Source organism: Mesorhizobium humile, from assembly GCF_033977215.1.
Classification (GTDB): domain Bacteria; phylum Pseudomonadota; class Alphaproteobacteria; order Rhizobiales; family Rhizobiaceae; genus Mesorhizobium; species Mesorhizobium humile.
This window is the reverse complement of sequence record NZ_JAVIIV010000012.1, coordinates 158,321-177,422: the sequence shown is the minus strand read 5'-3', so window position 1 is coordinate 177,422 and position 19,102 is coordinate 158,321. Positions and strand designations below refer to the sequence as shown.

Sequence of the window (19,102 nt, the reverse complement as noted above, 5' to 3'; positions counted from 1 at the left end):
TTGCTGCAGTGCCGAGCATGCAGGATATTGAAATCAGTTTCGACCTGTCGCGGATGGATTTCCGGGCGACCTCCGACCAACTCATGCAAAGCTATTGGGGAGCGTCACGAAACGACGATGCCAACCATCGCGCCTTCGACAATTCGCTTTGCGTCGGCGCCTATCTCGACGGCAGGCAGGTCGGCTTCGCCCGCGCGATCACCGACTATACGGTATTTGCCTATGTCGCCGATGTCATCATCTGGCCCGAACATCGCGGGCGGGGAATCGGCAAGCGGCTCGTCCAGGCGTTGATCGATCACCCGGAGGTCGCGTCGGTGGCGCATTGGAGCCTGTCGACCGACGACGCCCATAGCCTCTACGAGAAGTTCGGCTTCAAGGCGTCGACCGATGGGCACTACATGCGCTTGGAGCGCAAGCCGGCAGTCTGACCTGGGACGCGAGGGCAACGCCGTTGTTGCAAATTCGTCTCAGTGCTTGGACCAGATGTCGTTTTGGCGATAGGCCGGCTTGGCGATCGGCTGATGCCTCCCTATAAGGGCTTCTCCGCGATTCCCTTCCGGGAGGACCGTATGGCAGGATTTGACATCGTTATGCGAGGCCGCGAAGCCTAGGTCGGCGCCGGCGCTCTGAGTTTCTCGGAGAGCCAGACGCAGGACAGGCATTTGCCGCTGCCGGTCGCCTCAGGGCAGGCGGCCTACCATACTGAACCTCCCGTTCTCTGGAGCGCCGCAGGCGCGGACGCGGGTTTCCAATTTGATTTTACCGGGACCGGGCTCGTTTGCGCCCGGATGACATCATGGCTCGTTTCAAGATCGACCTGCGCGCGAGCGCCTTTCGCAGCGTGCTTGGCTTTACATTCGGCCACTGGCGCCACCAGCCGTGGCGGCTTTCGCTCATCATGGGCGCCTTCCTGCTGTCGACGCTAGCCGACGTGCTGACACCTTTTTACTCTGGCCGCCTCGTCGATGCGGTCGCCAGCGGCGCCGGAACCCATGAGGTTGCCTGGAACGCGGCAATGACGGCGTTCTCGATGCTGATGGCGTTGGCGCTAGCCGGGATCGTGCTGCGCAATGTCGCCTTCCTGTGGATCGTCGAGCTGACGCTCAAGATGATGTCGGACATCGCCGCCGATGCCTTCCATCGGGTGCAGCGTTTCTCGACGGCCTGGCACGCCAACAGCTTCGCCGGATCGACGGTGCGCAAGATAACGCGCGGCATGTGGGCGCTGGACCTGCTCAACGACACGATCCTGATCGCGCTTTTGCCGTCGGTCGTCATGCTTGTCGGATCGACGCTGCTGCTCGGCTGGTTCTGGCCGCTGATGGGGGCCGTCGTGGCCGCCGGCTCGGTGCTGTTCATCGCTGTCACGGCGATGCTGTCGCTCGGCTATGTCGCGCCCGCCGCGCGGCTCGCCAACAGCTGGGACACGCGCCTCGGAGGCTCGCTGGCCGACGCGGTGAGCTGCAACGCCGTCGTCAAAGGCTTCGGCGCGGAGGCTCGCGAGGAAGCGCGGCTGGCGCGCGTCGTCGCTAAATGGCGCCTGCGCACTGGCCGCACCTGGATGCGCGGCACCGCCAACGGCACCACGCAAGGGGCGCTGCTGCTCCTGATGCGCGCGGCGGTGATCGGTCTTGCCCTCATGTTGTGGGCCTGGGGCCAGGCGAGCGCCGGCGACGTCGCCTTCGTGCTGACCTCGTTCTTCGTGCTGCAGGGCTATCTGCGCGACATCGGCACGCATATCCGCAACCTGCAGCGCTCGATCAACGACATGGAGGAACTGGTCGACTTCCAGTCCGAGCCGCTCGGCATCGAGGACCGGCCCGGCGCCCAGCCGATCCGGATCACCGATGGACACATCGCCTTCGACAAGGTGACGTTCCACTACGGCAATCACCTTCTGCCGCTCTACCGCGATTTCTCCGTCGATATCGAGGCCGGCGAGCGCATTGGACTGGTCGGGCATTCGGGCTCGGGCAAAACGACTTTCGTCAAGCTGATCCAGCGGCTCTATGACGTGAACGCCGGGCGGATCCTGATCGACGGGCAGGACATCGCGCAGGTCGAGCAGGCCTCGCTGCGTGGCCAGATCGCCATCGTCCAGCAGGAGCCGATCCTGTTCCACCGCTCGCTTGCCGAGAACATCGCCTATGCCAGGCCCGGCGCCAGCCAGGCCGAGATCGAGCACGCGGCCAAGCTTGCCAGCGCGCATGACTTCATCACCAGCCTGCCCAAGGGCTATGGAACCCTGGTCGGCGAGCGTGGCGTGAAACTGTCGGGCGGCGAGCGCCAGCGCGTGGCGATCGCCCGCGCCTTCCTGGCCGACGCGCGCATTCTGATCCTGGATGAGGCAACCTCGAGCCTCGATTCGGAATCGGAAGTGCTGATCCAGAAGGCGATGGAGCGGCTGATGGTCGGGCGCACGACCCTTGTCATTGCGCACCGGCTCTCGACGGTGCGGGCGCTCGACCGGCTGCTGGTCTTCGATCGCGGGCGTATCGCCGAGGAGGGTTCGCATGACGAGCTGATCCGGCTGAACGGCGGCATCTACCGGCGGCTGTTCGAGCGTCAGGCGCTCGAGTTGACCAAGGGCCTCGTTGCCTGAGGAAAGGATGGCGCCCGGCTCCGGCCGGGCGCAGTCAGGGCATGGTCTTCGGAGCGACCCAGGCCTGCCATTTCGACGTTTGCAACCGCCTTCGCGTTATGCGGATAGGTCTGCGTAATCTGCTATTCAATTTTCTTTCTATACATTGAATATTTTAGTATTTGTTCTAGTAAATTTGATCGTCGCCCACTTTTTGAAGCAACGTTCGTTGTATATTTACAGAAAAGCAAATCGGATATGGTAGGCGATGGCCTCCAGGATTTCTCGTTTCTGTAGGAATGCCGGTTGAACGGAGATTTTCGTTGGGACGCATGACCGGCCCGGGAAAGATGGCTGCGCCGTCGTCGCTGGAAACCCAGCATGGCTCGGTTCGGCCTCTAGCCATCGAGGACCTCGAGCACGTCGCCGCGCTCTTCCTGAGGAAGTTTCGCCATCGTCGCCACCAGCGCGATCGCGCGATCGCGCAGACGGCGGACTATATGAGGAAGCTCTACCTTGACGGGGATGAGAGCAAGGCTCTTGTCCAGATCAACCCGCAGGGCCGCCTGGGTGGCTTCATGGGCGTTCTGAAAGCCCGCTACGAACTCAACGGAACGGCATTGAACGCGGCCATCATCGGTCCCTTCATGACCGATTCCAGCACCGATCACGGTTGGGCCGGGCCGCAATTGCTGCGCACCCTGCATCAAGGCGAATTTGATCTCTACCTGACCGATTCCGCCAACCGGACATCCTTGGCCTTCGCGCGTCCGATGAAGTATCAGCTCCTGCCGGTGCACTGCCTGGAATGGACCTGTGTTTTCCGACCCGGCGCCATGGCCGCCGCCATGCTGCGCCGCAAATGGCCGGGGCTGCCTCGCCTGGCTCTCGACCCTGGCGCGAAAGCCTTTGACGCTCTTGCAAGAAAAAGGTTCGAGCCATCGTCCCAGCATTCATTCCAACGGATCCACCGCGAGCCGATCGACGCGGCCCGATTTGCGCAGCAACTGCCTGTCCTCATGGCCGATTACTCGCTGCGGCCGAGTTGGCGGGACGGCGAGTTGCCGCGGCTGCTCGCGCTGGCGGCCGAGAAGCGGGCCGACGGTCCACTTCGATTCGGCGGAACTTACGACGAAACGGGCAAGATGCTGGGCTGCTATGCCTTTTATGGCCAAGCCGGCGGCATAGCGAACCTGCTGCAGATCCAGGCGTCTGGATCCCTCTGGGGCGCGACGCTGGACGCCCTCATCGCGGCGGCGCGGGATATGGGTTGTGCAGGCATTACCGGGCAGACCCAGAGCAGGGTCATGCCGCAACTCTTCAACTACAACGGTCTCTTCTTCCGCTATACCGGGGGCACGATGGTGCGTTCACGCATCGCCGAGGTCAGGGAAGCGGTCCGCGCGGGCGACATCTTCATCGGCGGGTTGATGGGCGATCGCTGGACCCGGCTCAGTTCCGACGATTTCGGCCGCGTCTGACCACTTGCAATGACGCGATTGCGGGCGAGAGGGCCGCCGAGCCCTAGTCCAAGCACAGGGATTTTGACCGGCCGGCTCTGTTTGCGTCGGCAGGCGGCATGCCTTTGGAGATTGGCCGGAACGCCCATCGCGATCGTCATTCTAGGGCGGAGCAGGAGCGAAGCTCCGTCGCGAAGACCCTAGAATCCATGCCGTTACCTTCGCCAAGGCGTGCAACGGAGCAAAATTCTGGACCGTGGCGGCGCTTCCAAGTCACGGCATGGATTCTATGGTCTGCGCCGCCATAGAATGACGAGGTTGGGGCGGCTTCAACCAATCCCTGGCGTTTGCGCTGTTTTCACGGAAATGAACGAAAAATCTTGCACCAGGACAAACGGCGACCTTTCAAAATCCCTGTGTAGGGAACCTAGCCGCTCAGCACTTTTCCCGAAATTCCTTTGAATCAGGCGAATTTGTGCGGCGCGGCGCAGAAGTCGGCAATGATCTGGCAAAGATCGGGTTCGTTGACCATCCGGACGGCTTCGTTCGGGCCAACCCATTTGCGCGTTCGTGCGCGCTTTTCCTTCCAGCGATCGGCGACGCGGTCGACATGCAGCGGAAAGACCAAGACTTCGCAAGGCACTTCCTCGCCGGAGGCGAGGACCTTGGCATAGAAGTAACGGCCGGCTTCAAGATGCGAGACGGAGCCGCGCAACCCGGCTTCCTCGCCTGCTTCGCGGGCGGCCGCTTCGGAAAGCGGTTCCCTGGCTTCCGGCCACCCTTTGGGCAGCACCCAGCGCCCGGTGTCGCGGCTGGTGATCAGCATGATCTCGACGCCGTTCTCGACCTCGCGCCAAGGCAAGGCGGCAACCTGGAGGCGACAAGGCGCAACGCCGAAGAGCCGCCGGACTCTTTCGGCCATCTGGTTGTGCGTCGTCGGCCTCGTCAACATGGTAAGAAGCTGCCCCAGCTCCAGAATCGTTTGCCACCTTACGAATCTTACGGCGAATTATGGGCTTTAAAAGTAAAAAACTTCACTCTGCCGGAAAACTCCACCAGAAAAAGTCAATCTCGCAAGTAGTCGTGCCCGTCAGGTGGGTCGCGCGACGCAGGTTTAAGCCAGATTCTCTGGAAGATATGACGGCCGTTCAGCCGGCGTGATCGTCCGCGATCGGCTTCTGGTAAGTGAAGCCCATGTCCCAGGGAAAGTATATCCAGGTGTCCTGGCTGACCTCGGTGACGAACGTATCGACCAGCGGGCGGCCCTTTGGCTTGGCATAGACCGTCGCGAAGTGCGCCTTCGGCATCATGGCGCGCACAATGCCCGCCGTCTTGCCGGTGTCGGTCAGATCGTCGATGATCAGCACGCCGGCTCCATCATCGGCAAGCAGTGGAGGCGAAATCTCCTTCAGGACCTGCAACTGACCCTGGCTGGTGTAGTCATGGTAGGAGGCGACGCAAACCGTCTCGATGACGCGGATGCCAAGCTCGCGCGCGATGATGGCGGCAGGCACCAGGCCGCCGCGCGTGATGCAGACGATCGCTTTCCATTGTCCCTTGTTGGCCCCGGACAGCCGCCAGGAAAGCGCGCGGGCGTCGCGGTGGAACTGGTCCCAGGAGACGGGAAAGGCTTTTTCGGGAAGGGACATGGTTCGGGCACTCCGCAAAGCGCGCCGTCGGCGCGCAGAAAACACTGGAATGCAGGCGGAATTAGCCGGAAAGCGCCAGGCTTGGCAAGGGCAGGGACCGGCGATGGCTGTGGACTCAAAATGAATCAGCGCGACAGGAAAGCCGCCACGTTCGTGCTGCGCAGCACCGTACGGGTGACGCCGCCAAACAGAAGCTGGCGCAGCCAGGAGTGGCTGTAGGCGCCGAGCACCAGAAGATCGGCGCCGGATTCGACGATCCTGGCCTGAATCATGTCGTCGACCGAAGCGCCGCCGGATTTCTGCACGCAGACGCTGACATTGGCGCCGTGGCGGGACAGCGCCGCGGCGATCTCGGCGCCGGCGGCTTCCGGAGATTCATCCAGCGCCTCGGGCGGATCGATGACGAGAATGTCCGTCTTGTCGGCCTCGGCGATGAAGGGCAGGGCATCGAAGGCGGCGCGCGCCGCTTCCTTGCTGCCGTTCCAGGCAAGCAGCACACGTCTGAAGGTGGTGACCAGCGGTCCGCCATGCGGCACGACCAGCACCGGCCGCCCGGCATCGTAGACCAGCGTGTCGACATCGGCGCTCGGGTCGCCGCCGGTGTCACGCTGCGCGGCGATGATCAGATCGGCGGCGCGCACGCTCGATATGCCGGTCAGCGCGCTGTCGCCGGAGAAGCTCTCCAGGCTTCGCCATTCGAAGGACAGGCCGGATTCCTCGATCCGCTGCAGGAAATAGGCCTGCAATTTGTCGGCGCGTTCCTTGTTCATCTCGGCCGAGACCTGCAGGAATTCGGTATCCGGGAAGCCGGTTGCCGACGTGTAGGGCACGGGAAGCGCCTCGGCATGGATGCCGACGAGATGGCTCTCGAACCTGTCGGCAAGCGGAAGGGCGCAATCGAGCACGCGCTCGGCGTCCTGTTCGTTCTGCAAGATGGCGACGATTGTCTTGAAGCGCATGACCGGTCCCTCAATTGTTGCCCCGCGCAGCCGCGCGGCAAAAGGAACGTCTCAGCGCGTTGACTGGTTCCGGCCGAACGCCGGTCAGCCCGCCTTGACGAACCCCGCCACCATCGCCTCGACGTCCTTGCGGGCGGCCTCGAGGGCTTCCTCGCTGCGGGCTCGCACGACGAGCTCGGTCCAGAACTTGCCGTCGCCATATTTGGGGTACGAGCCGATGATGGTGTCGGGATGCGCTTTCTGGATATCGGCCAGCGGCCCGCCGATCAGGCCTTCGCCGAACGGGCAATGCACGGTGGCCGACAGCATTTTGGTGCCGGCCTTGAGCGTCGGCACGACATTGTCGAGCATAGCCTGAAAGATCGACGGCACGCCGGCCATCACATGGACGTTGCCGATGCGGAAGCCCGGCGCGACGGAGACGGGATTGTCGATGAGGTCGGCGCCGCGCGGCATGCGCGCCATGCGCTTGCGCGCTTCGGTGAATTCGATGCCGCGCCCGGCATAGCTTGCTTCGAGCAGCGCGTAGGCCTTGGCGTCGTATTCGCAAGGCACGCCGAAGGCCTTGGCGATGGAGTCGGCGGTGATATCGTCATGCGTGGGGCCGATGCCGCCGGTGGTGAAGACGTAGGTATAGCGGGCGCGCACGGCATTCACCGCCACGACGATCTCGTCCTCCTCGTCGGGGACGATGCGCACTTCCTTCAGGTCTATGCCGATCGCCGTCATGATGTCGGCGAGGTGGCCGATATTCTTGTCCTTGGTGCGGCCGGAGAGGATCTCGTCGCCGATGACGAGCATGGCGGCGGTGACGATTTCAGGCATGAGGGGCTCCGGCGCAAAAGGTCGCCTGAGATAACGCGGCCGGCGGCCGGCCGCAATGCGAAAGCCGGATAGCCGCTTGTGGCGGCGGCCGTTGCGGATATGGTGCGGCGGTCGGCCTGAGGTGAAAGCATGCTGATATCGGTTGTCTCGTGGCTGCTTGCCGGCTTGCTCGGTGCGGTGGCCATTGTCGTGCTTGCCCTGATGATTGCGACCTGGCGCATCGCGGCAAAGGCCGAAAGACTGGTGCCGGCTTGCGGGAAATTCGTCGAGATAGACGGCAACCGCATCCACTATGTGGAAGAGGGCGACGGCAGGCCGATCGTCTTCGTGCACGGGCTCGGCGCCCAGATCCACCATTTCCGCCACACGCTGTTCGGGCGCTTTGGCGCCGGCTACCGGCTGATCGCGCTCGACCGGCCGGGCTCGGGCTATTCGGTTCGGGCAAGCGGCGCCACCGGACGGCTGCCCGAACAGGCGGATGTCGTGCGGCGCTTCATCGAGGAATTGCGCCTGGAGCGGCCCTTGGTTGTCGGCCATTCGCTCGGCGGGGCCATCGCGCTCGCGCTGGCGACCGGGCATCCGACAGCGATTTCCGGTATTGCGCTGGTTTCGCCGCTGACGCATCTGGAAGCGACGGGGCGTCAGGGATTTGACCTGCTCTATGTTCCGTCACGGCTGCTGTGCCGTGTCCTGGCCCATACGGTGGCGATACCGCTCAGCCTTCGTTACGCGCAGCCGACGCTGCGTTTCATTTTCGCGCCGCAAGCGGTTCCGGCGGATTACATGATCAGCGGCGGCGGCTGGCTCGGGTTGCGTCCGTCCCACTATTTCGCCACGTCCACCGATGTCGTGGCCGTCGAACGGGACCTTGGCCAAATCGAAAAGCGTTACCGCGAAATAACGATGCCGGCAGGCATTCTGTTCGGCACCGGCGACCAGGTGATCGGCGAGGCCGTGCATGGCGAACCGATGCTGGACAAGATCGAGGGCCTCGACTTTGAACGGATCGAAGGTCTCGGCCACATGCCGCAATTTGCGGAGCCCGAACGGGTCGTCGCCTTTGTCCAACGGATCGCTGCGCGCGCCTTCGCCGGCGTGAACTGATCTCGGCCGCAGTCACGACACGACCTCGCGGCTCTTTACGCGGTGTCACGCAAAAGTGTCGGACATTGTGTCCCACCGAGAAATTCGAGGGGAACCTTCGCACCCGACCTAGGGTTTCGTTTGTATCGCTGTGGGGCTTCGGCCCCACGTATTTTGCGATCCAAGAGATGGAGAAATCCAATGCTTACAAGACTTATCGCAGCTTCGGCGCTGGTGCTGGCCATGGGTGGCGCGGCCATGGCGCAGTCATCAGATGACTGGTGGTGGTGGCACCGCGACCATCGTCCCGACGTCAGCGAGCAGGTAGATCCCTACACCACGGGCAGCATCAACGGCGGCTCCGGGCTGACCACCTACGGCAATACCGGTGGCATCGGGCCGTGTGCCGACACGACGCCTGGCCCCGATGCCAATTCGCAGCAGAACGTCAACGACAATTACTGCGGCAAGTAGCACCGCATAATTCGACGGCGGCCGGTATGAAGCCTTGGGCTTGGTCGGTCGCGGGGCGGTTCCAATTCCTAGAGCAATTCCAGGAAAAGTGTAAGCGGCTTTCCGTCCGGAATTGCGTAAAAACAAAGAGATAGGGCGTTTCACCGGTTCCGTGAAACGGTGAAATGCACTAGTCGGAGACCTCGGTCTGCGGGCGGTCGCGGCCGTCGGCGAGTTCGTCATGCCACTTGCCTTCGGCATCCTCGTACTGGATGCCATCGGTGGCGCCGGCGACCTGTTGCTCGGACGAGGCGATCTCGGCGGCGCGCAGCGCCTCCTGGTGGGTGCGGAAAGTCTCGGAAAACGTCGAGCCGACCTTGTAGGCCCAGCCGCCATCATGCTCGACGATCTTGTAAGTCAGCTTCGCCATGGAATCCTCCGGTTAAGACGCATGCTCAATGCAGCTTGCCGTCGGGCAGCCTGTCTTCGGGAACCAGAACTTCCGATTCCCTGGCCGCCTCGACGAGGGCGCGACGCGCGTCCGCTGTCGAACGATAACCTTCCAGCGCTTTGAGGCAAGTGTCGAGAGCATCACGATGCCGATCGCCGCGATTGAGCGGCCAAACTGTCATCAGGCACTCGGCGGCCTCGCGGGTGCTGCTTATCTGGCGGTATTTGCCGACATGGCCGAGCTCGACCACCACCGGCTTTTCAAAGGGTTTGTTGTCCATCATGGCCGCAACGTAGAGCGGCCAAATTGGTTGCAGTTGTGGCGAGGATCCTGCGCCCAAACGTCTCAGGACCCCGCTGATTTCCGGTCTGTTTTGACGCAATTCCGGACGGCAGGCTACGGCGAAGTCGCCGAGCCTAACCATGTCACACCTTTCCTGGAATTGCTCTAGACCGTGATGGCGTTTCGTTGAATCGCCATCACGATCTAACCCTTTGTCGGAGCATGATCTTTCTCCGAAAACCGGTGCCCACCTTTCGGGATCATGCTCTAGCCGGCGGCCTTCATCCAATGCCGCATCGTCGTCACTGAACGCGCCAGCTGCGGCGCCGGATGGATTTCCTCGCCGAAGGCCGCCGCCGCGCGCCAGCCCCAGCGCGGGTCGGCGAGGAAGGCGCGCGCCAGCGCCACCATGTCGGCACGACCGTCGGCGACGATCGCCTCGGCCTGGCTCGGGTCGTCGATCAATCCCACGGCGCGCGTCGGGATGCCGGCACCCTTGCGCACGGCTTCCGCCAGATGCACCTGGTAGCCGGGGCCGGGCGGCACCTGCTGCAGGGGCGAATTGCCGCCGCTGGAGCAGCACAGATAGGCGACGCCTTCGGCCTTCAGCGCCTTGGCCACCTCGATCGCGTCCTCGACGTCGAAACCGCCGTCGACCCATTCCTTCACCGAAAGGCGCGCCCCCAGCATTATGGACGGGGCGGCCTTCCTCACCGCCCTTGCGATTTCGAGGGCGAAGCGCATGCGGTTTTCCAGCGACCCGCCCCAGCGGTCGGTGCGCTGGTTGGAGAGCGGCGAAAGGAACTGGAAGATCAGATAGCCATGCGCGGCGTGCAGCTCGGCAAAGTCGAAGCCGGCGCGTTCGGCGCGCACGGCCGACTGCGCAAAACGCGCAATAAGCTCAAGGATCTCGTCATCTTCCAGCGCATGCGGCACATTCCAGCCCGTGTCATAGGCGACGGCCGAGGCCGAAACCGTCTGCCAGGGATCTTCGCCAGGCTGCAGCGGACCGCCGCCCTCCCAAGGTTTGCGGTTGGAGGCCTTGCGGCCGGCATGGGCAAGCTGGACGCCGAATTTCGTGCCGGGCGCGGCGACGCGCCGGGCGGCGTCGAGCGTACGCCTGGCGGCCGCCTCGTTGTCGTCGGAATAGAGCCCGAGACAGCCATGCGAGATGCGTCCGCGCCGCTCGACATCGGTCATCTCGACGGTAACCATGCCGGCGCCCGACATTGCCAGGTTCATCCAATGATACAGATGCCAGTCGCTGGCCGAGCCGTCCTCGGCCGAATACTGGCACATGGGGGCGACCGCGATGCGGTTGGGGAAGGTGAGGCCGCCGAGGGTGATCGGCTGGAAAAGCGATGACGTCATGAAACGGGCTCCTGGGAAGATACCGCTATCTAGGCAGTCGTGGCGCGTCGCGCCAGACACGAGCCGGTGAAACTCCTGCTGGACCAGTCGGTTTCCCAGGCAGTCGTTTTCGAGGATTGCGCCGGTCGGCTTTCGTCGTTACCCCTTTGCCGCCAACACGGAGGTCGTCATGGAAGATCGCATTCGCATCCGTTCGGAGGAGGTCCTTTCGGACGACTGGGCGGTGCTGAAGAAGACAGTGCTCGACTATCGCCGCCGCGACGGACGATGGGAGACGCAGACCCGCCAGACCTACGATCGCGGCGACGGCGCGGTGATCCTGCCCTTCGATCCTGAGCGCCGGACCGTGCTCCTGGTGCGTCAATTCCGCTTCCCGGCTTACGCCGTGGGCCACCGCGAGCCGCTGATCGAGGCCTGCGCCGGGCTGCTCGACGAAAACGATCCCGAAACCGCCATTCGCAAGGAAGCGGAAGAGGAACTGGGCTACCGCCTCCAAGGCGTCGAGCGGCTGTTCGCGCCGTTCATGAGTCCGGGCAGCGTGACCGAACGGCTCTGGTTCTTCACCGCGCGCTATTCGCCGGCCGACCGCATTTCCGACGGCGGCGGCGCGCCGGAGGAGGGCGAGGACATCGAGGTTCTGGAAATGCCGTTGGACGAGGCGCTGGCCGGTATCGCCGACGGCCGCATCGTCGATGCCAAGACGATCATCCTGATTCAGCACCTGAAGCTCAATCCGATGAAGGTTTGAGACGACGAGGGCGCGGGTTGCGGCGGGCTATCTCAAGTCCTGACGGCATTGCGCGGATGCGAGCGAGCGGTTCACCGATTTACGGAAATGGCGAGACGCTGCAGCCCGCCAGCCGAAGCTCGCAGAGCGAAGGGGTGGTGCGGACGACGGGAATCGAACCCGTACGATCAGAGATCGAGGGATTTTAAGTCCCTTGCGTCTACCAATTCCGCCACGTCCGCAGGCGTGCCCTTTTCAGACGCCTGATATGAGCCGTCAAGCCATGTTTCGGATCGGTTGGACTTTGTATGGCCGCTGTCCTGATCCTTCGCCGAGCAATGTAATATTAGCGATATTTAAAATACTAGGCACTCCAAACCGATCTCATTAGCGTTTGTGTGCGAGCATCTGGTTGGCTTTGATGGTGGAACCATGCGCGGGGCAGGTTGGATCAAGGGGCTGCGGGAGGCCGAGGCGCAGCAACTGCGCAACGAGATCGGTCGGCTCGAACGCGGCCTGATCGAGGCCGCCAATTCGAAGGCCAAATGGAACCTGCATGAAGTCGCGCACGCGCTGCGCTGGCAAAAGGCGCGGCTTCGACGGCTGGAGGAATGCCTCGAGGCGATGCCCGAGGGAAAGAAGGTTTCGCTCGGCTCCTGACCGACCGGCCGCAACCTTTCGGCGAAGCATATCGGCCAAGTTCGTCCATAGGGTGGCAAAGTGGCGCGATCGCGGAATTACGGTCTGCCGCGGGAACGCTCATGTTTGCACGCGGCGGATCGATCCGCCGTGGCCGGCGTCTATCAGGCCCCTACCCATTCCCCCGCCCCCTGCGGGCGCCGGCCACCTGAATTTTCAAGACATGAGGCGGTAGGCCTTGCGCATCGACAGGGCGCCGCAAGCCTCAGAATTTATAGCTGAAATTCACGCCCAGCGTTTGCAGCTTCACGTCCTGGTCGCGCTCGGTGAAAGTGTCCGAAGCGTCGAAATGCTCCTTGCCGAAATCGTAGTAGCGGTATTGCGCGCCGACGACGACATTGTTGGTCAAGGCATAGTCGACGCCGGCGCCGAGCGTCCAACCGGTGCTCGTGCGCGTTTGGGCAAAGGCCGAGCCTGCCGCCTGCGAGGTCTCGATGCCGGCGAAAGCGACGCCGCCTATGCCGTAGACCAGCACGCGATCCATGGCGTAGCCGGCTTTGGCATTGATCGATCCGAACCACTTGATGTCCGTGCCGAACGTGTTTGCCGGACCGGCGTTGGCGGTGCCGTCGATCGAAGCGTGGTTGAGGTCGGCCTCGGCGCCGAGCACGGCCTGGTCAAACTGCCATAGTCCCGCGACATGGCCGCCGACGAAACCACCGTTGATGTCGGGCTTCACCGAAAACGGGCCGCCATCGTCGCCGGTGATTTCGGACCGGCCCCAGCCATAGCCGGCCTGCATGCCGGCATAATAGCCGGTCCAGTCGAAGCCGGGCGCGGTCATCGGCAGATCGCTACCCAAATCCGCCGCTCCGGCTGACCCGGACAGCAGAGCAAGAAAGCCGGCACTGGCAAGCGTCAATCGACGCATCGAGCACTCCGAAATGGCGGTTTCGAAAGACTCCTCGGCGCAGACTAGCCGCAATCGCCGCGAAACGGAATTGTATATCTGCAACAGTGGTTTACGTCATTGGTCGCGCGCGCGGTCTTCCAGGTCGCGCTGCTTCTGCTCCGGCGAGGCCAGCCTGTTGAAGGCGAATTCGGCGATAATGGAGCCGGCGACAAAGACCAGGATCGGCGCGGCCCACGTCCAAAATGAATGCAGGGCAAAGAACGCCAGGCCGGCAAGAGCCGCCGACAGCACGAAGATCATGAACCTGACGGTCTGAGCCATCTCACGCCGATCCGAGTGGCCAGAGAGCGGGCATGTCGATGACTGCTCAAGACGCTATCTATTTGGCGTCGATGAAATCCAGCGCCGCCTGGCTGTACTCGTCCGGCGCCTGCAGCATGGCGAAGTGGCTTGCATTGGGCAGGATGATCAGCTTCGCGCCAGGGATGACCGAGGCCATGTATTCGGTATGCGCCCGCTTGATCGCCTCGTCATGATCGCCGGCAACGACGGCTGTCGGCGTGGTGATCTTGGCCAGCTCCTCCTTTGTCCAGGAGGGCTGGGATTCCCACATGTGGCTGATCTGCGCGACGAAGGCTTCATATTGATCGGGAGTCTTCGACAGTTTCTTGTAGTCGCGGCCGCAGCGGTCGATATAGGCGGCAAAAGTCTTGTTGGTCAGCACGCCTGGGTCGACGCCGTCGGTGGTGACGTTGGCGGCCTGCGCGAACAGTCTCGTCAGACGCTCCGGATGATGAAGCGCGATGTCGATGCCGATGATGCCGCCGTCGCTCCAGCCGACGAGCGCCGTCTTTTCGATTTTGAGATGGTCGAGCAGCGCCAGGTAGTCCGACGCCATGAGATCGTAGCCAAAGGGTTCCTCGGTGCGGGTTGAGCGGCCGTGGCCGCGGCTGTCGGCAACGATGACCTGGTGGGTCTTGGAGAGCGTCGCCACCTGGCTTGCCCAGATGTCGGCGTGGCCGAGGCCGCCGTGGATGAGCAGCACCGGGTCGCCCTTGCCGAACACGGCGTAGTACATCTGGATGCCGTTGACCGGCGCATAGCCGCTGTCGTCCGGCTTGGGCATCACAGCCGGCTCCGGCAAGGTCAGCCAGCGCTCTTCGGCGGTGGCGAGGGCGGTCGACGCGACCAACAGGACGATGGTGGCGAACGCTTTCCAGAAACGGATCATCTTCCCCTCCGATGGACGGCTCCGCGGTCAGCATCGCCTTTTGCCTGGAATAGTCAACAAGCGCCGGATGCCCGGCGGACGGCTCTGGCTCCGGGCGCCGACATTTGCCAAACTGGCCGACATAGAGGACTCAGCCAATGACCAACGCCAAGCCGACAAACGCCGCAAAGCCAAAGCCGTGGACGGAGGTGGCGACACATCTGGTCGATGTCGCGATGGGCCGAAAACCCGCGGACCTGGTCATCCGCAACGGTCGCTGGGTGAATGTCCATTCGGGCGAGATCATCCCCGGCACCGATATCGCTGTTGCCGCCGGCCGCTTCGCCTATTGCGGGCCGAATGCCGGCCATGCCATCGGGCAGGGGACGAAGGTCGTCGATGCCGGCGGGCGCTATCTGGTGCCCGGCCTCTGCGACGCGCACATGCATGTCGAGAGCGGCATGGTGACGGTCACGGAGTTCTGCCGCGCGGTCATCCCGCATGGCACCACCTCGATGTTCATCGATCCGCACGAAATCGCCAATGTGCTCGGGCTGCCGGGCGTGCGGCTGATGCATGACGAGGCGGTCGCGATGCCGATCAACGTGCATGTGCAGATGCCGTCCTGCGTGCCCTCGGCGCCGGGGCTGGAGCATGCCGGCGCCGAATTGACGGTCGCCGACGTGGCCGAGGCCATGACCTGGGAAAACATCATCGGGCTCGGCGAAGTGATGAATTTCCCGGGGGTCGCCGCCAACAATCCGGTGATGTCGGGCGAGATCGCCGAGACGGTCAAGGCCGGCAAGACGGTCGGCGGGCATTATGCATCGCCCGATCTCGGCCTGCCGTTCCATGGCTATGTCGCGGGCGGGGCGGAGGACGACCATGAAGGCACGCGCGCCGAGGACGCGATCGCGCGCGTGCGCCAGGGGATGAAGGCGATGCTGAGGCTGGGTTCGGCCTGGTACGATGTCGCGGCGCAGATCAAGGCGGTGACCGAAGGCGGCATCGACCCGCGCAACTTCATCCTGTGCACCGATGACAGTCATTCCGGCACGCTTGTGCATGAAGGCCATATGGACCGGGTGGTGCGGCATGCGATCGGCCAGGGCCTGAAGCCGGTGACGGCGATCCAGATGGCGACGCTCAACACCGCGCAGCATTTCAGGTTGGAACGCGAGATCGGCTCCATCGCGCCTGGACGGCTGGCGGATCTGCTGATCGTTTCGGACCTTGCCCAGATGACCATAGACGAGGTCTATGCCCGCGGCGTCCGGCTGGCGAAGGCCGGCAGGCTCGAGATCGACATTCCCGCCTATGACTATCCGCAATCGGCGAAGAACACGGTCAAGCTCGGCAAGACGCTCGCGGCGAAGGATTTTGACATTTCCGCGCCGCAAGGCGCCAACGAGGTGCGCGCGCGGGTGATCGGCGTGATCGAGAACCAGGCGCCGACGCGGGCGCTGGAGGCCGATCTCGCCGTCGAGGACGGGCTGGTCGCCATGGATCGGCGCAACGACATCTGCCAGATCGCCCTGGTCGAGCGCCATCGCGGCACGGGCGGCGTCACCAACGCCTTCGTCTCCGGCTTCGGCTATGTGGAGGACTGCGCGATGGCGTCCAGCGTGGCGCATGACGCGCACCACATCATCGTCGTCGGCACCAACAAGGAAGACATGGCCCTGGCCGTCAACCGGCTGAGCGAGGTCGGCGGCGGCGTGGTGCTCTATTCCAAGGGCAAGGAACTGGCGCTGGTCGAGATGCCGATCGCCGGCCTGATGTCCGACGAACGCGCCGAGATCGTCGCGGCGAAGGCCGAGCAACTGACCGAGGCCATGCGCAAGGTCGGCTGCTCGCTCAACAACGCCTACATGCAGCACTCGCTGCTGGCGTTGGTGGTCATTCCGGAGCTCAGGATATCGGACGTCGGCCTTGTCGACGTGACGACGTTCCAGAAAGTGGATCTTTTTATCTGAGGCGTTCGCCGGCTATCCGCCGGTGGCGATGGTCAGGACCTTGAACGGCGTCGTGATGACGACCTCGGCGACCGAGCCGACCGCCTTGCCGAGGCCTTGGCCGATATTGTTGAGCTGCGCCGGGTCGGGCTCGTCCGAGGCAAGCCCGGCCGGCGTGCGCAGCCGGTTGCCCAGCAATTGCACCAGGATCGGATTGTCGGCGAACTTGGCATGGTTCAGGCCGCCGTCGCCACCCTTGATCTTGGTCAGGTCGACGACCGTCACGCCGTAATTGGCGAGGTCGGCCGCGTCGCCATAGTCGCCGACGCGCGGCTTGTCGCCGGAAATGAAGCTCGACAGCTTAAGCGCCCGGTCGTCGCCCGAAAGCAGGATGGCGAAAGGCTTGTCGGGCTTGCCGTAGCGGATCATCTGCTTCTTGAAGACATCGACGTCGATGTCGGGCGAGGCGAGGATGACGTAGCCGAGCTTGCCGCCGAGATCGCGGTCGCCGGTGATGGCGAGCTGGCGCAGCGCCTCCATCGTCAGCCAGGTGCCCATCGAATGGGCGATGATATCGATGCTCTTGACCTTCGTCTTGGCAAGCATCCTGAGCGTCGCCTCGAGGTCGTCGCGCGCGGCGGTCGAACTGTCCTTGTCGTAGATGTAGCCGGTCGCCTTGGCGCTCGATGCCCATGAGAACAGCACCGGGGTGCCCGGATAGTTGGTGTCGTGCGCGATCTGCGTCAGCCGGTAGATGCCGTCGTCAAAACCGTTGTTGAAGCCGTGCACGAACACCAGGGCGCGGTCGCCGCGCAAGGAAATGTCGGCGCCGACGGCCTTGGCGAATTGCTGCGCGTCGCCATAGTGGACGACGTCGGTGGCGGTGAATTGCTTGGCCGGGTTGGCGTCGGCCGAGCCCTTGGCGCGCTCGATCGCGCCGACCTGGTGGATCTTCGGCACGGTGACGTCGACACGGGCGTAGCTGGTGGTCAGCGAACGGTCGCCGTCGAACACCTGGCGCGGATCCTTGGTCGCCTGCTGGCGGGTCGTGGCGACGAAGATCTCATGCCTGGCGGCGATGATGTCGGAGGCAGGCGTGGAGACAGGTTTGCGGTTGAGCAGATCGTGCGTGGGACCGGCGCAGGCGGCGAGGGCGAGCGCGAATGCAAGGACGACAACGATCTTCACATGCACAGTCACCCGGGGTCCCCCAAGGGTGGCAAACCTCTCTATTACTTCGATAAAGCCAGAGGGCTGCCGGGTCCAGTTCAAAGTCCGTGCGATGCGGAAAACCCGCACCGATAGGGTTACTGCGCGGCCAACTGGCGGATGCGGTCCGTCACATCGCGATCGCTGGCGAAGCCGTCGTCCTCGCGCAGCCGCTGCCCGATCATCTGCACCATCATCGGATTGTCGGCGAATTTGGTGTGGTTGAAGCTGTCATTGCCCTTGATCTTGGAGAGGTCGACGACCGTGACGCCGTAGGAGGCGAGGTCGTCGGCATCCCGATAATCGCCGACGCGCGGCCGCGAGCCGGCGATCAGGCCGGAGAGCCTCAGCGCCCGGTCGTCGTCCGACAGGAGCAGGATGAAGGGCTTGTCCGGCTTGCCATAGCGGCGCATCTGGCTCTTGAAGACGTCGACGTCGATGTCGGGCGAGGCAAGCACGACGTCGCCGAGCTTGCCGCTGAGATCGCGGTCGCCGGTGATGGCGAGCTGGCGCAGAGTCTCCATCGTCACCCAGGTTCCCATCGAATGGGCGACGATGTCGATGCGCCGGGCGCCGGTCTGCGCCAGCATCCTGAGCGTCACTTCCAACTGGTCGCGGGCGGCGGCCGCACTTTCCTTGTCATAGACATAGTCGGTGGTCTTGGCGCCGGAAGCCCAGGAGAACAGCACCGGTGTGCCCGGATAACCGGAATCATGGACGATCTGGGTCAACCGGTAGACGGCATCGTCGAAGCCGGTGTTGTAGCCGTGGACGAAAACCATGACGCGGCCGCCGCGGGCGTCGATATCGGCGTTGAGGGCGCTGGCGAATTTCGGCTGCGTGTCGTAGCCGACGACTTCGGAGGCCATGAAATACTTCGTCGGGTCGTTCGATGTGCCGCGCGACCGGCGCTCGATCTGGCCGGTCTGGTGAACCGGTGGAACGGTGACGTTGACGCGCGCATAGTTGAGCGTCGCCGAGCGCTCGCCGTCGAAGACCTTGTTCGGGTCGTCGGATCGCTTGCGGGTGGTGGCGATGAAGATCGAGTGGTTGCCGGCGATCTCGGTCGCCTGCGTCGGCACGACGACGCTGCCGAGGATTTCCTGCGTCTGTTGGCCCGCGCAGCCCGCCATCAGCAGGGCAAAGGCGATGATCAGAATTGTCTTCAACCGCACGTCGACACTTCCACTGGCATTTCCACTCCGGCCACGATTGGCCGCCCACCTCCGCGAAAACCTCCCGGACAGCCCAAGTGCGGCCAAAGTAAGTCGTGTCCAGCGGAAATTGGCTCGGCGTCGGGCGACGGCCATCGCACTGTTGCGCGAAAGCCAA

General features: G+C 63.6%; 20 protein-coding genes and 1 tRNA gene. 8 read left to right on the top strand and 13 right to left on the bottom strand.

The window, feature by feature from the left end:
- Window positions 1–17 precede the first annotated feature (17 nt).
- The 3 genes from RFM52_RS19365 (at window position 18) to RFM52_RS19355 (ending at window position 4,065) form a co-directional block, all read left to right on the top strand.
- Window positions 18–431, top strand: a complete 414-nt coding sequence (locus RFM52_RS19365) for a GNAT family N-acetyltransferase (protein WP_320295937.1) — start codon at window positions 18–20, stop codon at window positions 429–431.
- 368 nt (window positions 432–799) lie between these two features.
- The gene (locus tag RFM52_RS19360) at window positions 800–2,605 is read left to right on the top strand and encodes an ABC transporter ATP-binding protein (protein WP_320295936.1); all 1,806 of its coding nucleotides are present in this window, start codon (window positions 800–802) and stop codon (window positions 2,603–2,605) included.
- A 311-nt stretch (window positions 2,606–2,916) separates the two neighbouring features.
- Window positions 2,917–4,065, top strand: coding sequence for a hypothetical protein (locus RFM52_RS19355; RefSeq protein WP_320295968.1), 1,149 nt, complete (start codon window positions 2,917–2,919; stop codon window positions 4,063–4,065).
- Window positions 4,066–4,507: 442 nt separating this feature from the next.
- Here RFM52_RS19355 and RFM52_RS19350 read toward each other — a convergent pair whose 3' ends face one another.
- From RFM52_RS19350 to RFM52_RS19335, 4 genes are all read right to left on the bottom strand, one after another.
- Window positions 4,508–4,996 carry an NUDIX hydrolase gene (locus RFM52_RS19350; protein WP_320295935.1) on the bottom strand — a complete coding sequence of 163 codons (489 nt, stop codon included), beginning with the start codon at window positions 4,994–4,996 and terminating at the stop codon, window positions 4,508–4,510.
- 196 nt (window positions 4,997–5,192) lie between these two features.
- On the bottom strand, window positions 5,193–5,693 hold the full coding sequence (gene gpt / locus RFM52_RS19345) for a xanthine phosphoribosyltransferase (RefSeq protein WP_095765134.1): 501 nt from the start codon (window positions 5,691–5,693) through the stop codon (window positions 5,193–5,195).
- Between the two features lie 125 nt (window positions 5,694–5,818).
- Window positions 5,819–6,652, bottom strand: a complete 834-nt coding sequence (locus RFM52_RS19340) for a universal stress protein (protein ID WP_320295934.1) — start codon at window positions 6,650–6,652, stop codon at window positions 5,819–5,821.
- A gap of 84 nt (window positions 6,653–6,736) precedes the next feature.
- Window positions 6,737–7,477 (bottom strand): competence/damage-inducible protein A, encoded by a 741-nt coding sequence (locus tag RFM52_RS19335; RefSeq protein WP_320295933.1) that lies wholly within the window; start codon window positions 7,475–7,477, stop codon window positions 6,737–6,739.
- A gap of 129 nt (window positions 7,478–7,606) precedes the next feature.
- On the opposite strand from RFM52_RS19335, the gene RFM52_RS19330 reads away from it, so the two are divergent.
- Window positions 7,607–8,581: an alpha/beta fold hydrolase gene (locus tag RFM52_RS19330; protein WP_320295932.1), complete on the top strand. Its 975-nt coding sequence runs from the start codon at window positions 7,607–7,609 to the stop codon at window positions 8,579–8,581.
- Window positions 8,582–8,761: 180 nt separating this feature from the next.
- Entirely contained in the window at window positions 8,762–9,034 is a 273-nt protein-coding gene (locus tag RFM52_RS19325; protein ID WP_320295931.1) for a hypothetical protein, read from the top strand.
- Window positions 9,035–9,203: 169 nt separating this feature from the next.
- On the opposite strand, the gene RFM52_RS19320 is transcribed toward RFM52_RS19325, so the two are convergent.
- From RFM52_RS19320 to RFM52_RS19310, 3 genes are all read right to left on the bottom strand, one after another.
- On the bottom strand, window positions 9,204–9,443 hold the full coding sequence (locus tag RFM52_RS19320) for a DUF2188 domain-containing protein (RefSeq protein ID WP_320295930.1): 240 nt from the start codon (window positions 9,441–9,443) through the stop codon (window positions 9,204–9,206).
- Between the two features lie 25 nt (window positions 9,444–9,468).
- A complete protein-coding gene (locus RFM52_RS19315; RefSeq protein WP_430699253.1) occupies window positions 9,469–9,888 on the bottom strand; it encodes a DUF982 domain-containing protein in 420 nt (139 codons plus the stop codon).
- A gap of 125 nt (window positions 9,889–10,013) precedes the next feature.
- Window positions 10,014–11,117 carry an NADH:flavin oxidoreductase/NADH oxidase gene (locus tag RFM52_RS19310; RefSeq protein WP_320295929.1) on the bottom strand — a complete coding sequence of 368 codons (1,104 nt, stop codon included), beginning with the start codon at window positions 11,115–11,117 and terminating at the stop codon, window positions 10,014–10,016.
- Window positions 11,118–11,286: 169 nt separating this feature from the next.
- Here RFM52_RS19310 and RFM52_RS19305 point away from each other — a divergent pair, with 169 nt between their 5' ends.
- Complete coding sequence (locus tag RFM52_RS19305; RefSeq protein ID WP_320295928.1) at window positions 11,287–11,865, top strand: NUDIX domain-containing protein; 579 nt, start codon at window positions 11,287–11,289, stop codon at window positions 11,863–11,865.
- A 135-nt stretch (window positions 11,866–12,000) separates the two neighbouring features.
- Here RFM52_RS19305 and RFM52_RS19300 read toward each other — a convergent pair.
- A tRNA-Leu gene (locus tag RFM52_RS19300) sits at window positions 12,001–12,086 on the bottom strand.
- Between the two features lie 190 nt (window positions 12,087–12,276).
- Between RFM52_RS19300 and RFM52_RS19295 the strand changes: the two genes are divergently transcribed.
- Complete coding sequence (locus RFM52_RS19295) at window positions 12,277–12,504, top strand: hypothetical protein (RefSeq protein ID WP_320295927.1); 228 nt, start codon at window positions 12,277–12,279, stop codon at window positions 12,502–12,504.
- Window positions 12,505–12,748: 244 nt separating this feature from the next.
- Here the strand turns inward: RFM52_RS19295 and RFM52_RS19290 are convergent, their stop codons facing one another.
- From RFM52_RS19290 to RFM52_RS19280, 3 genes are all read right to left on the bottom strand, one after another.
- Window positions 12,749–13,414, bottom strand: coding sequence for an outer membrane protein (locus RFM52_RS19290; RefSeq protein ID WP_320295926.1), 666 nt, complete (start codon window positions 13,412–13,414; stop codon window positions 12,749–12,751).
- A gap of 96 nt (window positions 13,415–13,510) precedes the next feature.
- Window positions 13,511–13,696, bottom strand: coding sequence for a hypothetical protein (locus tag RFM52_RS19285; RefSeq protein WP_320295925.1), 186 nt, complete (start codon window positions 13,694–13,696; stop codon window positions 13,511–13,513).
- A 79-nt stretch (window positions 13,697–13,775) separates the two neighbouring features.
- Window positions 13,776–14,627 (bottom strand): alpha/beta fold hydrolase, encoded by an 852-nt coding sequence (locus RFM52_RS19280; protein WP_320295924.1) that lies wholly within the window; start codon window positions 14,625–14,627, stop codon window positions 13,776–13,778.
- Between the two features lie 137 nt (window positions 14,628–14,764).
- On the opposite strand from RFM52_RS19280, the gene ade reads away from it, so the two are divergent.
- Window positions 14,765–16,582 (top strand): adenine deaminase, encoded by a 1,818-nt coding sequence (gene ade / locus RFM52_RS19275; RefSeq protein ID WP_320295923.1) that lies wholly within the window; start codon window positions 14,765–14,767, stop codon window positions 16,580–16,582.
- 12 nt (window positions 16,583–16,594) lie between these two features.
- On the opposite strand, the gene RFM52_RS19270 is transcribed toward ade, so the two are convergent.
- Both RFM52_RS19270 and RFM52_RS19265 read right to left on the bottom strand, forming a co-directional pair.
- Entirely contained in the window at window positions 16,595–17,761 is a 1,167-nt protein-coding gene (locus RFM52_RS19270) for an alpha/beta hydrolase (RefSeq protein WP_320295922.1), read from the bottom strand.
- A gap of 107 nt (window positions 17,762–17,868) precedes the next feature.
- Window positions 17,869–18,903, bottom strand: a complete 1,035-nt coding sequence (locus RFM52_RS19265) for an alpha/beta hydrolase (RefSeq protein ID WP_320295966.1) — start codon at window positions 18,901–18,903, stop codon at window positions 17,869–17,871.
- Window positions 18,904–19,102: the final 199 nt, after the last annotated feature.